This window comes from Pseudomonas sp. H1_D04, assembly GCF_054683855.1.
Window position 1 is genome coordinate 940,350 of sequence record NZ_CP162826.1, and the last position, 14,618, is coordinate 954,967.

General features: G+C 61.1%; 14 protein-coding genes. 6 read left to right on the plus strand and 8 right to left on the minus strand.

Translation table 11 applies throughout. From position 1 onward, the window contains the following. Nucleotides 1-33: 33 nt before the first annotated feature. Both AB4N82_RS04420 and AB4N82_RS04425 read right to left on the minus strand, forming a co-directional pair. Nucleotides 34-912 carry a polysaccharide deacetylase family protein gene (locus AB4N82_RS04420; protein WP_003210406.1) on the minus strand — a complete coding sequence of 293 codons (879 nt, stop codon included), beginning with the start codon at nucleotides 910-912 and terminating at the stop codon, nucleotides 34-36. Nucleotides 913-923: 11 nt separating this feature from the next. Then, on the minus strand, nucleotides 924-2,246 hold the full coding sequence (locus AB4N82_RS04425) for an amidase (protein WP_122764786.1): 1,323 nt from the start codon (nucleotides 2,244-2,246) through the stop codon (nucleotides 924-926). 336 nt (nucleotides 2,247-2,582) lie between these two features. Between AB4N82_RS04425 and AB4N82_RS04430 the strand changes: the two genes are divergently transcribed. The 6 genes from AB4N82_RS04430 (at nucleotide 2,583) to cmoB (ending at nucleotide 9,196) form a co-directional block, all read left to right on the plus strand. Beyond that, entirely contained in the window at nucleotides 2,583-3,572 is a 990-nt protein-coding gene (locus tag AB4N82_RS04430; protein WP_095183918.1) for a GntR family transcriptional regulator, read from the plus strand. Between the two features lie 172 nt (nucleotides 3,573-3,744). Further along, complete coding sequence (gene lon / locus AB4N82_RS04435) at nucleotides 3,745-6,165, plus strand: endopeptidase La (RefSeq protein WP_032886465.1); 2,421 nt, start codon at nucleotides 3,745-3,747, stop codon at nucleotides 6,163-6,165. Nucleotides 6,166-6,415: 250 nt separating this feature from the next. Beyond that, nucleotides 6,416-6,805: a protease inhibitor I42 family protein gene (locus tag AB4N82_RS04440; RefSeq protein ID WP_032886463.1), complete on the plus strand. Its 390-nt coding sequence runs from the start codon at nucleotides 6,416-6,418 to the stop codon at nucleotides 6,803-6,805. Between the two features lies 1 nt (nucleotide 6,806). Next, entirely contained in the window at nucleotides 6,807-7,463 is a 657-nt protein-coding gene (locus AB4N82_RS04445; RefSeq protein WP_122764784.1) for a lysoplasmalogenase, read from the plus strand. Nucleotides 7,464-7,499: 36 nt separating this feature from the next. Continuing rightward, nucleotides 7,500-8,243, plus strand: coding sequence for a carboxy-S-adenosyl-L-methionine synthase CmoA (gene cmoA / locus AB4N82_RS04450; protein WP_032886460.1), 744 nt, complete (start codon nucleotides 7,500-7,502; stop codon nucleotides 8,241-8,243). Next, complete coding sequence (cmoB, locus tag AB4N82_RS04455; RefSeq protein WP_122764783.1) at nucleotides 8,240-9,196, plus strand: tRNA 5-methoxyuridine(34)/uridine 5-oxyacetic acid(34) synthase CmoB; 957 nt, start codon at nucleotides 8,240-8,242, stop codon at nucleotides 9,194-9,196. The genes cmoA and cmoB overlap by 4 nt, the downstream gene beginning before the upstream one ends. A gap of 94 nt (nucleotides 9,197-9,290) precedes the next feature. On the opposite strand, the gene tadA is transcribed toward cmoB, so the two are convergent. The 6 genes from tadA to rnc all read right to left on the minus strand — a co-directional run bounded on the left by tadA (nucleotide 9,291) and on the right by rnc (nucleotide 14,582). Further along, entirely contained in the window at nucleotides 9,291-9,788 is a 498-nt protein-coding gene (gene tadA / locus AB4N82_RS04460; protein WP_122764782.1) for a tRNA adenosine(34) deaminase TadA, read from the minus strand. After that, nucleotides 9,788-11,170, minus strand: coding sequence for a multicopper oxidase family protein (locus AB4N82_RS04465; protein ID WP_095184314.1), 1,383 nt, complete (start codon nucleotides 11,168-11,170; stop codon nucleotides 9,788-9,790). The genes tadA and AB4N82_RS04465 overlap by 1 nt, the downstream gene beginning before the upstream one ends. 193 nt (nucleotides 11,171-11,363) lie before the next feature. Further along, on the minus strand, nucleotides 11,364-12,107 hold the full coding sequence (gene pdxJ, locus AB4N82_RS04470) for a pyridoxine 5'-phosphate synthase (RefSeq protein ID WP_122752519.1): 744 nt from the start codon (nucleotides 12,105-12,107) through the stop codon (nucleotides 11,364-11,366). Nucleotides 12,108-12,158: 51 nt separating this feature from the next. After that, nucleotides 12,159-12,851, minus strand: a complete 693-nt coding sequence (gene recO, locus AB4N82_RS04475; RefSeq protein ID WP_460104498.1) for a DNA repair protein RecO — start codon at nucleotides 12,849-12,851, stop codon at nucleotides 12,159-12,161. Between the two features lie 146 nt (nucleotides 12,852-12,997). Then, nucleotides 12,998-13,900 carry a GTPase Era gene (gene era / locus AB4N82_RS04480; RefSeq protein ID WP_032886448.1) on the minus strand — a complete coding sequence of 301 codons (903 nt, stop codon included), beginning with the start codon at nucleotides 13,898-13,900 and terminating at the stop codon, nucleotides 12,998-13,000. Then, nucleotides 13,893-14,582 (minus strand): ribonuclease III, encoded by a 690-nt coding sequence (gene rnc, locus AB4N82_RS04485; RefSeq protein ID WP_032886446.1) that lies wholly within the window; start codon nucleotides 14,580-14,582, stop codon nucleotides 13,893-13,895. The genes era and rnc overlap by 8 nt, the downstream gene beginning before the upstream one ends. Nucleotides 14,583-14,618 lie beyond the last annotated feature (36 nt).

A 14,618-nucleotide genomic window follows, 5' to 3' on the forward strand; every position in this document is an offset into this window, starting at 1 on the left:
CGCCTCGGAGGTGGGGGGCTGTTTTTCTAAGGGTCAGGTACGGGGTTGGCGGCGGATAAAGTCATCGGCGATTTCGTCGAAGGTGACGAAGCGCACGCCGGCATGGCTCTGGATGTGTTCGATCAGGCGCTCAAGCATCAACAGCACTTGCGGGCGGCCGGACACGTCGGGGTGGATGGTCATGGTGAACACCGCGTGTTCGTGTTCGCGATAGACCCAGTCGAACTGGTCGCGCCACATTTCTTCGAGGTGACGCGGGTTGACGAAACCGTGGCTGTTGGGGGCTTTCTTGATGAACATCATCGGCGGCAGGTCGTCCAGGTACCAGTTGGCCGGGATCTCCACCAGGTCGGTTTCTTCGCCGCGCACCAAGGGTTTCATCCAGGTGTCGGGGTGCTGGCTGTAGTCGATCTTGGTCCAGGTGTCGCCCTTGCGGACGTAGTACGGATGGAAGTCGTTGTGCATCAGACTGTGGTCGTACTTGATGCCCTTTTTCAGCAGCAGTTCGTTGGTGACCTTGCTGAATTCCCACCAAGGCGCGACGTAGCCGGTGGGACGTTTGCCAGTCACCTGAGTGATCAACTCGATGGATTTATCGAGGACGATTTCTTCCTGCTCGGCGGTCATCGCAATCGGGTTTTCGTGGCTGTAGCCATGCACGCCGATTTCGTGACCGGCGTCGGCCACGGCCTTCATCTGCTCAGGGAAGGTTTCCATCGAGTGGCCAGGGATAAACCAGGTGGTGCGCAGGCCGTAACGTTCAAACAATTTGAGCAGGCGCGGCGCGCCGATTTCACCGGCGAACAGGCCACGGGAAATATCGTCGGGCGAGTCTTCGCCGCCGTAGGAACCGAGCCAGCCGGCGACGGCGTCCACGTCGACGCCAAATGCACAGAGGATGTCTTTAGCCATGGTGTGTCTCCTTAAACGTTAAGTACGGTTTCGACGGACAACGCTGCGCGCAGCAGGCGTGCGTCTTCTCCCGTCGGGGCGCTGAGCAGCAACCCGGTGGGCAGGCCCTGGGCATCGCGGCCGCTGGGCAAGGTCACGCCTGGCATGTCCAGCAAACTGCCGGGCATGGTCAGGCGCAGGGTGGCGAGGTTGGTGTTCACGAAGAGGTCGTCGTCGTTTTCCAGGGGCGCCAAAGCGGGCGCGACGTGGGCGACGGTGGGGGTGATCAGGATCGCCCCGTCAAGGTCGTCGAGCAGTTGCTGTTGCAGACGACGGCGCGCATCGGTCAGGTGGATAAGTTGGCTGGCCGGCAGCGCGCGGGCGGCTTCGAGGCGGCGGCGCACGCGGGGGTCGAGTTGCTCGGCATCGGCGCTGTCAAGCAGGGGTTGGTGCAGGGCGAACGCTTCGAAGGCACCGAGCCAGCCGTGGTGTTTGATCAGGTCAAGAGTGGCCTGGAAGGTCGGGCATTCACGTTCTTCGATCAGCGCGCCTTGGGCCTTGAGTTGCGCCACGGCACTCAGCAGATTGTTGCGCACAGCGGGCTCGACGTCCTGCTGCGCCAGTACAAAGCGCTGGCCTTTGAGGCTGCGGGCACTGTGGGTCTGTGTGCGGCCATGGAGCAGGTCATCGATGGCCAGCGCATCACGCACGCTGCGGGTCAGCGGGCCGAGGCTGTCGAGGGAACGAGCCAGGGGAAATACGCCGTCACGGCTGTAACGTCGGCTGCTGCTGCGGTAACCCACCACACCATTGAGCGCCGCCGGGATGCGAATGGAGCCAGCGGTGTCGGTGCCCATGGCAATCGGCACAATGCCGGCAGCCACGGCCACGGCCGAACCCGAGGACGAGCCGCCGGAAATGCGCGGCTGGTCCGTGCCATGGGGGTTGTGCGGCGTGCCGAAATGCGGGTTGAGGCCCAACCCTGAATAAGCGAGTTCGCTGAGGTTGGTTTTGCCGATGCTGACCATCCCGGCGCGGCAAAGCAGGCCCACGCTCGGTGCGTCGAGCAAGGCCGCAGGCGCGTTGCGCCGGTAAGCAGCGCCGGCTGTGGTGACGCTGCCAGCCACGTCGAACAGGTCTTTCCAGGCCACGGGCACACCATCGAACCCGCTCAAGGGCTGGCCAGCTCGCCAACGGGCCGCGGACGCTTCGGCTTCACGGCGGGCGCGCTCGGCGGTCAGGGAAATGAAAACGCTGGCCGAGCGGCTCGCTTGATCGAGTGCCTGTTCGAGGGCTTTCACCGGGTCGCTGCGACCGCTGGCGAAATCCTCGGCCATTGATGTGGCGTCTGACATCAGGAGAACCTCATAAAACGTACATATTCATAAAATGTACATTTTACAAAGGCAGCTTTCGTGCCAGTCTCTACGTAGCGCTGTTTACGCGGTTAAGGTTTTTCGCCCATAGCAGCGGGATAGATGGTTTTGATCGGTGGAAAAATGTCTTGCATCACACCTGGGATCAACCCTCAATGAAATAATGTATCTTTTATTAATAAGTACATTTTGGTGCAGAAAAGTAACAGTCACACCTTTCAGGCCCCAAAAAAGTGCCACCGACGTAGCACAGAGTGACAGGCGCAACTTATGAGAGAATCCCCGGCCACCGTCCTACAAGCCCCAGAGAAAGTGATGAAAGCAGTGTCCGCCTCGGCCTCCCGTTACGCGATGATTCACCAGGTGTTGCGCGACGCGATCGTCAATGGCACCGCCCGTCACGGCTTGGTTTTACTGGAAGCGCCCTTGGCCGAACTGTTCGGCACCAGCCGCGTGCCGGTGCGCAAAGCGCTGGACCTGCTGCATGCCGAAGGCTTGATCTGCCGCTTCAACGGCCGGGGTTATCTGATCAACCCCGAAGGCTTGGTCATGGAGCCGCTGCGCCTGCCCCTGAGCCATGCGCACCTGGGTCTCAACGGCGAGGCTGAGCTGGTGGACACCCGGCCGCTGGGCGAGCGGATCGTCGAGGAGATCGGCGCGGCACTGTCCACCTGCATTGCCTTCGGCCATTACCGCTTGGATGAACAAGCCGCCGCCGACCACTACGGCGTCAGCCGAGCGGTGGTGCGTGAAGCGCTGATGCGCCTGCGTGACCGTGGCCTGGTGGAAAAAGAGCCCTACTCCCAATGGTTGGCCGGGCCGTTGACCGCGCGGGAAGTCACCGAGGATTACGAACTACGTGCCTGCCTGGAGCCCGAGGCGCTGCGCCAGAGCGCACCGAACCTGGACCGCGAGGTCCTTGAAGCCATGCTGCAGCGGGTACTGGATGCCCAGAACAGCGCCGAGTGCAGCCTGGAAGCCATCGAGCAGATCGAAGAAGACTTGCACCAGCGCTGCCTGGCCGGGATGCAGAACCGCAAGATTGCCGCGCTGATTCGCCAGGGCCAAAGCCCGATGATCATCAGCCGGATTTTTTACCGATTGCTGGGGATCGGCGCGGATCCAGCCATGCTCGCCGAACATCGCTTGATTCTGGAGTTGCTGCTGCATGGCGCGTTTGACGCGGCGGCGTTGAATCTGCGCGAGCATTTGCAACGGGCACGGCAGCGGATGTTGCAGCGTTTGAAAGTGCTATCGGTGCTGCCAGAACAGCCACTCCCCGCCTACCTCCACAAAATCAGCTGACGCAACACGGAGCCAATGTTGGCAGGGCGGTGCGACGATTGACTTGCCCTCTCCCACATTGACCAATGTCGCCGCAGGAATTTCATGCAATATGTTGCTATCTCACGCCCCCCATTGAAACCACTGCTGCCTCGCCCCATCTAACCTCCATACTTCCTTATGCAGGTGCCCCATGAGCGACCAGCAAGAATTCCCTGATTACGACCTCAACGACTACGCAGACCCCGAAAACGCTAAAACCTCCTCGTCCAATACCGGCCTGGCTCTTCCAGGGCAAAACCTGCCGGACAAGGTCTACATCATCCCGATCCACAACCGGCCTTTCTTCCCGGCGCAAGTGCTGCCGGTGATTGTCAACGAAGAACCGTGGGCTGAGACCCTTGAGCTGGTGAGCAAATCCGACCACCACTCACTCGCTCTGTTCTTCATGGACACGCCGCCGGAAGATCCACGCCACTTCGACACCTCCGCCCTGCCGCTGTACGGCACCCTGGTGAAGGTGCATCACGCCAGCCGCGAGAACGGCAAGCTGCAATTCGTGGCCCAGGGCCTGACCCGCGTGCGCATCAAGACCTGGCTCAAGCACCATCGCCCACCGTATCTGGTGGAAGTCGAATACCCACACCAGCCCACCGAGCCGACCGACGAGGTCAAGGCCTACGGCATGGCGCTGATCAATGCGATCAAAGAACTGCTGCCGCTTAACCCGCTGTACAGCGAAGAGCTGAAGAACTACCTCAACCGCTTCAGCCCCAACGACCCGTCGCCCCTCACCGATTTCGCAGCCGCGCTGACCTCGGCCACCGGTAACGAGCTGCAGGAAGTGCTGGACTGCGTCCCCATGCTCAAACGCATGGAAAAAGTCCTGCCGATGCTGCGCAAGGAAGTCGAAGTCGCGCGCCTGCAAAAGGAGCTCTCCGCCGAGGTGAACCGCAAGATCGGCGAACACCAGCGCGAGTTCTTCCTTAAAGAACAGCTCAAGGTGATCCAGCAGGAGCTGGGCCTGACCAAGGACGACCGCAGCGCGGACGTGGAGCAATTCGAGCAACGCCTGGAAGACAAAGTGCTGCCAGCCCAGGCGAAAAAGCGCATCGATGAAGAACTGAACAAACTGTCAATCCTGGAAACCGGCTCGCCGGAATATGCGGTCACCCGCAACTATCTGGATTGGGCAACCTCGGTGCCGTGGGGCGTGTACGGCGAGGACAAGCTCGACCTGAAACACGCGCGCAAGGTGCTGGATAAGCACCATGCCGGCCTGGACGACATCAAGAGCCGCATCCTCGAATTCCTGGCGGTGGGCGCTTACAAAGGCGAAGTCGCCGGCTCCATCGTGCTGCTCGTCGGCCCGCCGGGCGTGGGCAAGACCAGCGTGGGTAAATCCATCGCCGAGTCCCTGGGCCGGCCGTTCTACCGATTCAGCGTCGGCGGCATGCGCGACGAGGCCGAGATCAAGGGCCATCGCCGTACCTACATCGGCGCTATGCCGGGCAAGCTGGTGCAGGCGCTCAAAGATGTTGAAGTGATGAACCCGGTGATCATGCTCGACGAGATCGACAAGATGGGCCAAAGCTTCCAGGGCGACCCGGCCTCGGCCCTGCTCGAAACCCTCGACCCGGAACAGAACGTCGAATTCCTCGACCACTATCTCGACCTGCGCCTGGACCTGTCCAAAGTGCTGTTCGTGTGCACCGCCAACACCCTTGACTCAATTCCCGGCCCGCTGTTGGACCGGATGGAAGTGATTCGCCTGTCGGGCTATATCACCGAAGAAAAAGTCGCCATCGCCAAGCGCCACCTGTGGCCAAAACAGCTGGAAAAAGCTGGCGTATCGAAAAACACCCTGACCATCAGCGACGGCGCCCTGCGCGCATTGATTGACGGTTATGCCCGTGAGGCAGGGGTGCGCCAGTTGGAGAAACAACTGGGCAAACTGGTACGCAAAGCCGTGGTCAAGTTGCTGGATGCGCCGAACTCGGTGATCAAAATCGGCAACAAGGACCTGGAAAGCTCCCTGGGCATGCCGGTGTTCCGCAATGAGCAAGTGCTGTCCGGTACCGGTGTGATCACCGGACTGGCCTGGACCAGCATGGGCGGCGCGACCCTGCCAATCGAGGCGACGCGCATCCACACACTGAACCGCGGCTTCAAGCTCACCGGGCAGTTAGGCGAGGTGATGAAAGAGTCTGCCGAAATTGCCTACAGCTACATCAGCTCCAACCTGAAGTCGTTTGGCGGCGATCCGAAGTTCTTCGACGAAGCCTTCGTACACTTGCACGTGCCGGAAGGTGCCACGCCGAAGGACGGCCCGAGCGCTGGCGTGACCATGGCCAGTGCGTTGTTGTCCCTGGCCCGTAACCAAGCGCCGAAAAAAGGCGTGGCCATGACCGGCGAACTGACGCTGACCGGGCATGTATTGCCGATCGGCGGCGTGCGCGAGAAAGTAATTGCTGCGCGACGTCAGAAGATTCACGAGCTGATATTGCCGGAACCCAATCGCGGCAGTTTTGAAGAGTTGCCGGAGTATCTTAAAGAGGGCATGACGGTGCACTTTGCCAAGCGGTTTGCGGATGTGGCTAAAGTGCTTTTCTAATTCGCCTTGTCCCTGAACAGGGCTTCTGTGGTGAGCGGGCTTGCCCCGCGCTGGGCTGCGAAGCAGCCCTCTTGAAAAGACCCCATTCCTTCAGAAGGAATGGGGTCGTCAGTATCGGGCCTGCTTCGCAGCCCAGCGCGGGGCAAGCCCGCTCACTACAACAAGCACCCACGTCTGTCGCATCCCTCTTGTCACACCTTGTCTCATCTTCGGTTATGCTCGCCCTTCGTCGTGTATAAACGGAGTCTCCATGACTGCTGCCCGCCTGCTTCTCCCCCTGAGCCTTTGCCTGCTGACCGCGTGCGCCAGTGCGCCGAAGCAAAACGTCACCGTGGAAAACCAGAGCGCCTGCCCGCTCCAGCTTAAAACCGGGCAAAACCTGATCCTCACCCTGCCGAGCAACCCCACCACCGGCTACCGCTGGGCCATCCAGGATTCCGCCGGCGGTGTGCTGCGCGCGCTGAGCCCTGAGGTCTACAGCAGCACTGAGTCCGGCGTGATCGGGGGCGGTGGTCAATCCACCTGGCGCTTCCAGGCGTTTGCCGCCGGCCAGGGTCGTTTACGCCTGACGTCCCAGCAGCCGTGGGAGCCGGAAGCCGAACCCGTGGAGACCTTCGACTGCACCCTTACGGTGAACTGATATGCCATGGCTGATACTCGCGTTGATGGGCGCCGCCACTTTTATCTACGGTTTGAGCACTCACGCGATGTTGCTCTGCCTGCTGGTCAAACCGCTGCCGGTACTGGCGTTGTTGGGCTGGCTGCATGACGCACCGCCCACCGACTATCGACGCTGGATCAGCCTCGGGCTGATTTTCTCACTGGTGGGCGACGTGTTGCTCGCTTGGCCTGGCGACTTGTTTATCTTCGGCCTCGGCGCGTTTCTGTTTGCGCACCTGGCATACCTCAAGGCCTATTTCAGCGATTGCCGTCGTTTGGCGGTATTACCGTTGGTATTGGCGCTTGGTGTAGGCGTCGTCCTGCTGAGCATCCTGATTTCCCATGGCCTTGGCGACTTGTTGATTCCCGTCGTGGTTTACGCCTTGGTGATCAGCACAATGCTCTGGCGCGCGCTCGCGCGGCTGGGCAGTGACGTGCCAAAACGCTCGGCCTTACTGGCTGCGGCGGGCGCGGTGTCGTTTGTGTTTTCAGACGCCCTGATCGGCATCAATCGGTTCGTGGTGGCGTTCGACGCCGCGCCGTATTTGCTGATCACCACGTATTGGCTTGGCCAGTGGGGCATCACCGCCTCTGCTTTCCATCAGACAACCCGCGCACACGAGGGCCAACTTGGCTAAAATGCCGGCCTTTCCCCCCTCGTCGCCGGAACAACCGTGAGCAAAGAACCCGATCGCCTTTTCGCCCAGCCCCTGCCCCAGGTGCCGGACTTCGCCTTTAACGAGGACGTGGTGCGGGTATTCCCGGACATGATCAAGCGCTCGGTGCCAGGCTACCCGACTATCGTCGAAAACCTCGGTGTGCTCGCGGCGCAGTTTGCCCAACCCAACAGCGTGCTCTACGACCTGGGTTCATCCCTTGGCGCTGTCACCCAAGCCCTGCGCCGACACGTGCGTACCGACGGCTGCCGAGTGATCGCGGTGGATAACTCCGCCGCCATGGTCGAGCGCTGCCGCGAATACCTCAACGGCCAGGACTCGATGTTCCAGGAGTTGCTGCCGGTCGAGGTGATCGAGGGCGATATCCTCGCGCTCCAATTCCAGCCGGCCTCGGTGGTGGCGTTGAATTTCACCCTGCAATTCATCGCGCCCGACGAGCGCCTGAGCTTGCTGTCGCGAATTCGTCAGGCGCTGTTACCGGGCGGTGCGCTGATCCTTTCGGAAAAGCTGCGCTTCAATGACCTTGAAGAACACGCGCTGCTCACCGACCTGCATATCGCGTTCAAACGCGCCAACGGCTACAGCGAACTGGAAATTGCCCAGAAGCGCAGCGCCATCGAAAACGTCATGAAGCCCGACAGCCTCGAAGAACACCGCGAACGCCTGCTGGCAGCCGGGTTCTCGAAAGTCGTGCCGTGGTTCCAGTGTCTTAACTTTGCCTCGTTGATTGCCTTGCCATGATTGATTTGTCTCCCCTCGCCCGCCATCTGGTCGGCACTCCTCTGGCCGTATGGGCCCAAGGCCTGCAAGCGCAGCTCGACAGCAAAATGGAAAAAGGACATGGCGACCTGGGGCGCTGGCAGAGTGCATTGGATGCACTGCCGAAGATCATGCCCAGCGACGTCGACTTACTGAATGACCTGGTGCTGGACACCGACTGCGACGACGAAACCCGCGCACAGATGCGCACCGCATTGATGGGCCTGAGCCCATGGCGCAAGGGGCCGTTCCACCTGTTCGGCGTGCACGTCGACACCGAATGGCGCTCGGACTGGAAGTGGTCACGCGTCGCACCGCACCTGGACTTGAAAGGCAAGCGCATCCTCGATGTCGGCTGCGGCAACGGTTATTACATGTGGCGCATGCTAGGCGCCGGCGCCGACAGCGTGATAGGTGTCGACCCGAACTGGCTGTTCTTCTGCCAGTTCCAGGCGGTGCAGCGGTATCTGTCCGAACCGAAAGCCTGGCACCTGCCATTTCCGTTTGAAGACTTGCCGGCCAACCTCGAAGGCTTCGACACGGTGTTTTCCATGGGCGTGTTCTACCACCGTCGCTCGCCCATCGAGCATTTGCTGGCGCTGAAGGACACCTTGGTCAAGGGCGGCGAATTGGTCCTGGAGACCCTGGTGGTGGAAGGCGACCAGCAACAGGTGCTGGTGCCGGAAGACCGTTATGCGCAGATGCGTAACGTGTGGTTCCTGCCGTCGGTACCGGCGCTGATGCTGTGGCTGCGCCGCGCAGGTTTCAGCGATGTGCGTTGCGTGGATGTGAGCGTGACCACGGTGGAGGAACAGCGCGGGACGGAATGGATGAAGTATCAGTCCCTGAGTGACTTCCTCGATCCCGAGGATCACAGCAAGACGATTGAAGGGCTGCCGGCACCGATGCGGGCGGTCATCATCGCCAAGAAGTAACCGCTAATCTCCCTGAAAAAATGAAGATCAAAAATGTGGGAGGGGCAAGTCGAATCGTCGCACCGCCCCTCCCGCATTTGATATTCGGTGTTGGTTAGATCTGAGGCTTGGCCCGGCGAGCCTTGAAGAATTCGCTCAATACCGTGCCGCACTCCTCGGCCAGCACACCGCCTTCAAACATCACCCGATGATTCAGAAAGCCCTGGGTAAAAAACTGCCCCTGGCTTTGCACAATCCCCGCCTTCGGCTCCAACGCGCCATAAACCACCCGCGCGACTCGCGAATGCACGATCAACCCCGCGCACATGCTGCACGGCTCCAACGTCACATACAGCGTGCTGCCCACCAGCCGGTAGTTGCTGATGGCCTGGGCGGCGTCGCGTATGGCGACCATCTCGGCATGGGCGCTGGGATCGTTGCCGCTGATGGGACGGTTGAAACCGCGACCGATGATTTCACCGTCCTGCACCAACACCGCACCCACGGGCACTTCGCCCAGTGCGGCGCCTTGGGCGGCAAGTGCCAGGGCTTCACGCATGAAGTCTTGGTCGCGGCTGCGGTCGATGATTGCCGAGGGGCGAATCTGGCGCATCACGCCACCTCGATGGCGGCCATCAGGCCGGTTTCCATGTGGTCGATGACGTGGCAGTGGAACATCCACACTCCAGGGTTATCCGCCACCAAGGCCACGCGGGCGCGCTCGTTCTTGCCCAACAAATAGGTGTCGGTAAAGTACGGGATCACCTTGTGGCGGTTCGAGGCGATCACCTTGAAGCTCATGCCGTGCAGGTGGATCGGATGCTGGTACTGGGTCATGTTCTTCAATTCGAAAATGTAGCTCTTGCCCTTTTCCAGCTTGGCAATCGGTCGGTCGGCGCAGGTCTTGTCGGTGATGTCCCAGGCCTGGCCGTTGATCTGCCACAGGCTCGGCGGCTTGCCATTGTCGACGTTGACCGAGACCGAGCCGACCCACTCGAAATTGAAGTTGAGTTTCTCGGCATTGGCCAGGTCCGGTTCGGCAATCGGGTTGGCGGGCAGCGCCGGGGGCCATTCGGTCGGTGCATCGGTGTTGGCGACTGAGCGGAAAGTGCCCAGGCGCACCGGGCCGTTGCGAATAGAGAGCTCTTCGCCTGCCGGCGGTGCCTTGATCGCCAGGCAGATGCGCATACCCGGACCCAACCAGTACTCCTTGCCCAATGGACGCGGTTCGATGGGATTGCCGTCCAGCGCATAGATCTGCGCTTCGACGTCGGGGATGTTGATGCGATAGGTCAGGGTGTTATCGAGGTTGAGCAGGCGCACGCGGGTGATCTGCCCAGCGGGTAAGTCGATCACCGCCTGGGATACGCCATTGATCGTCGACAGCCGCCCGGCCGTACCGCCACGCGCCGCTTCACGGGGAACGCTGAAGGCAACGAACGCACCCTCTTCGTCCACATGCCAGCTCTTCAGGCTGAGGGTCCGTTCGTGTTTGAAACCGGTGGGTTCACGCTCTTCGATGATCAGCGGGCCGACCAGGCCTCGGCCGAGTTCTTCGCTGCTGTTCACATGCGGGTGATACCAGTAGCTGCCGGCGTCGGGCACGCGGAATTTGTAGTCGAAGTATTCGCCCGGCAGCACCGGCAGTTGCGAGACATAGGGCACGCCGTCCATTTCCAGCGGCAGGCGGATGCCGTGCCAGTGGATGGTGGTCGCGACCGGCAGGTGGTTGATAAAGCGCACCCGCAACCATTCGCCCTGACGCACACGCAACTCGGTGCCGGGTGCCGAGGGGCCGAACGCCCAGGCTTGGGTCTTGTGCCCCGGCACCAGCTCCACGTCCAACGGTGCAGCGATCAGCTCGTAGTCGTGACCCGCTTCGGATTCGGCGACTTTCCCCAGCCAGTAACGGTAGGCGCCACCGGCACCGACGCCCACTACGGCCAGGCCTGCAAGACCACCCAGGATTTGTCGACGGGAAAAGGATCGGGACACAACAACCTCACGTATCTGCCGCAGGCCCTAGGCCTGCAAAGGGCAGATACGATACACCTGCATCGGCTAAACAGTAAGGCTTCTCATGTGGGAGGGGGCTTGCTCCCGATAGCAGTGTGTCAGCCACCACATTTATGGCTGATACACCGCTATCGGGAGCAAGCCCCCTCCCACATTGGTTCTTCATTGTTTTTTAGGGCTTGGAGGCCGCCAGGATCAGGGCTTTCATCTCGGCCACAGCGCCTTTGAAACCGACGAATAGCGCGTGGGCTACCAACGCGTGGCCGATGTTCAGCTCGTTGATGCCTTTGATCGCAGCCACGGCTTCAACGTTGTGGTAATGCAGGCCATGGCCGGCGTTGACGATCAGGCCTTCATTGAGGCCGCAGTTCACACCGTCAATGATGCGCTGCAGTTCATCCGCCACTTCGGTCGGCGTGGTGGCATCGGCGTAACGGCCGGTGTGCAGTTCGATGGCCGGCGCGCCGACACGACGCGACGCTTCGATCTGGCGCTCGTCGGCGTCGATGAACAGCGACACTTCGCTGCCGATTTTCGACAGGCGCTCCACCGCGGCCTTGATCCGCGCTTCCTGGCCGGCCACGTCAAGGCCGCCTTCGGTGGTCAGCTCCTGGCGGGTTTCCGGTACCAGGCAGATGTGCGCTGGGCGAATGCGCTCGGCGAAGAGCATCATTTCTTCGGTGACGCCCATTTCGAAATTCATGCGGGTTTGCAGCACGTCCTTGAGCAGCAACACATCGCGTTCCTGGATGTGGCGGCGGTCTTCTCGCAGGTGCACGGTGATGCCGTCGGCGCCTGCTTCTTCGGCGTCCAGCGCGGCCTTGACCGGGTCAGGGTAACGGGTGCCCCGGGCCTGGCGCAGGGTGGCGACGTGGTCGATGTTGACGCCAAGAAGAATGCGATTGCTGGTGGTCACGGAAGCGCTCCTGAAAAGGGAAAGAAACGGTGCACAGCATACACGGGGAGGTCAGGGCTTTCGAAACAACTCGCGGCTGACCAACGGCCGTCCGCCCAGATGCACGGCCAAGGCCTGACGCATCAAGCGCTTGGCGGCGGATAACGCACCGGGTGCGCTCCAGTCGGCCTCGCTCATGGCCAGCAGTTCGGTGCCCTGGAACAGGCCGGGTTGCAGCAGGTAGACGCGCTCAAGACCCGCGTCGACTTGCAGGCGGTACATGCCGTCGGCGGCGACGGGGTCGCCGTGCAGGTCGTTGCTCAGCTCGAAGCCGTAGCCCAGGTCATTGAGCAGACGCCATTCGAAGGCACGCAGCAGCGGCTCCAGAGGGCGACCTTCGGCCAGGGCCAGCAAAGTGGCAGCATAGTGATCGAAGACAGCCGGGTGCGGGTCTTCGGCGGGCAACAGACGGATCAGCAGCTCATTGAGGTAGAGCCCACTGAACAACGCATCGCCATTGAGCCAGGCGGAAGTGCCGACGCTTTCCAGGCGGCCGACGTTTTTCAGCTCGCCCTTGCCGCGAAACTCCACGTCCAACGCCACGAAGGGCCGCGCCAATGTCCCCGCCTTGCCCCGCGCGCTACGCAACACCGCGCGCAGGCGGCCTTGGGGCGTGAGGAAATCCACTAGCGCGCTGGTCTCGCGGTAGGCGCGGCTGTGCAGGACGTAGGCGAGTTGGCTGGGGGTTGGGACATGGGTGCTCACTGCTGGAATGCATTTTTTGAAAACTACACAAACCTAATGTGGGAGGGGGCTTGCCCCCGATGGCAGTGTGTCAGTCACTTATTTATTAACTGACTCACCGCCATCGGGAGCAAGCCCCCTCCCACATTTTTTGCCCTGCGGTGTTCTTACAGGTCGCCGTAACCGAGGGAACGCAGAGCGCGCTCGTCATCGGACCAGCCGCCTTTCACCTTCACCCACAGGTTGAGCATGATCTTGGAATCGAAGAGCAATTCCATGTCCTTGCGCGCCTCGGTGCCGATGCGCTTGATGCGCTCGCCCTTGTCGCCAATGATGATTTTCTTCTGGCCGTCACGCTCGACGAGGATCAGCGCATGGATATGCAGGGTCTTGCCCTGTTGCTTGAACTCTTCGATTTCGACGGTGATCTGGTACGGCAGCTCAGCACCCATCTGGCGCATGATTTTCTCGCGGACCAGTTCAGCGGCGAGGAAGCGGCTGCTGCGGTCGGTGATCTGGTCTTCCGGGAAGAAGTGCTCGTTCTCCGGCAGGTAGCCAGCGATCACGCGCTCCAGGGCTTCGAGGTTATGGCCGTGCTGGGCCGAGATAGGCATGATCTGGGCGTTCGGCAGTTGCTCCTGCAACCAGGTCAGGTGCGGCATCAGTTCGGCTTTGTCTTCGATGCGGTCGGTCTTGTTCAGCGCGACGATCAACGGGCCGGTTACGTACTGCACACGCTCAAGGACCATCTGGTCTTCGTCAGTCCACTTGGTGCGGTCGACCACGAAGATCACCACGTCGACGTCTTTCAACGCCGCCGATGCGGTCTTGTTCATGTAGCGGTTCAGGGCTTTCTCGCCACCTTTGTGCATACCCGGGGTGTCGACGTAGACCGCTTGCACGGCGCCTTCGGTCTTGATGCCCAGCATGTTGTGGCGAGTGGTCTGAGGCTTGCGCGAGGTGATCGCGAGCTTCTGACCGAGGATGTGGTTCAGCAGCGTGGACTTGCCCACGTTCGGGCGGCCAACGATGGCAACATAGCCACAGCGTGTTGCGGTTGAATCAGTCATGGCCATTCTCCACGCCCAGGGCAATCAGTGCTGCAGCGGCCGCTACCTGTTCGGCAATACGACGGCTCACACCCTGACCTCGGCTTTTTTCATTCAGTAAGGTGATTTCACATTCCACGAAGAACACGCGGCAATGGGGCTCACCCTGGATATCCACCACTTCGTAGCGTGGCAGTTCGCAACCACGGGACTGCAGGTATTCCTGCAGGCGGGTCTTGGGATCTTTGTTGGTGTCGACCAGCGTAAGGCTTTCAATCTCCGAAGCCAGCCAGGCGACCACGCGCTCCTTGGCCGTTTCCATACCTGCATCGAGGTAAATCGCGCCGATCAAGGCTTCGAGGGCATCGGCCAGGATCGACTCGCGACGGAAGCCACCGCTTTTCAATTCGCCCGACCCCAGGCGCAGGTACTCACCCAGGCCGAAACCACGGGCCAGTACGGCCAGGGTCTCACCCTTTACCAGACGTGCGCGCAATCGCGACAGCTGGCCTTCGCGCGCTTGCGGGAAGCGTTCGAACAGCGCCTCACCGGCGGCGAAATTGAGAATGGCGTCACCGAGGAATTCCAGGCGCTCGTTATTACGCCCTGCAAAGCTGCGGTGTGTGAGGGCAAGGATCATCAATTCCTGATCCTTGAAGGTGTAGCCGAGCTGGCGCTCTAAACGACTTAGCGAAACGGTCACGGTTTATCCATACCTAGTTGCTGCATATCTAGTGGG

Bases quoted from the DNA above. Each gene is read 5' to 3' on its own strand.
- AB4N82_RS04425 (WP_122764786.1), bottom strand. From the start codon at position 2,246: ATGTCAGACGCCACATCAATGGCCGAGGATTTCGCCAGCGGTCGCAGC.
- lon (WP_032886465.1), top strand. From the start codon at position 3,745: ATGAGCGACCAGCAAGAATTCCCTGATTACGACCTCAACGACTACGCA.
- AB4N82_RS04445 (WP_122764784.1), top strand. From the start codon at position 6,807: ATGCCATGGCTGATACTCGCGTTGATGGGCGCCGCCACTTTTATCTAC.
- AB4N82_RS04430 (WP_095183918.1), top strand. From the start codon at position 2,583: ATGAAAGCAGTGTCCGCCTCGGCCTCCCGTTACGCGATGATTCACCAG.
- era (WP_032886448.1), bottom strand. From the start codon at position 13,900: ATGACTGATTCAACCGCAACACGCTGTGGCTATGTTGCCATCGTTGGC.
- AB4N82_RS04440 (WP_032886463.1), top strand. From the start codon at position 6,416: ATGACTGCTGCCCGCCTGCTTCTCCCCCTGAGCCTTTGCCTGCTGACC.
- AB4N82_RS04420 (WP_003210406.1), bottom strand. From the start codon at position 912: ATGGCTAAAGACATCCTCTGTGCATTTGGCGTCGACGTGGACGCCGTC.
- tadA (WP_122764782.1), bottom strand. From the start codon at position 9,788: ATGCGCCAGATTCGCCCCTCGGCAATCATCGACCGCAGCCGCGACCAA.
- cmoB (WP_122764783.1), top strand. From the start codon at position 8,240: ATGATTGATTTGTCTCCCCTCGCCCGCCATCTGGTCGGCACTCCTCTG.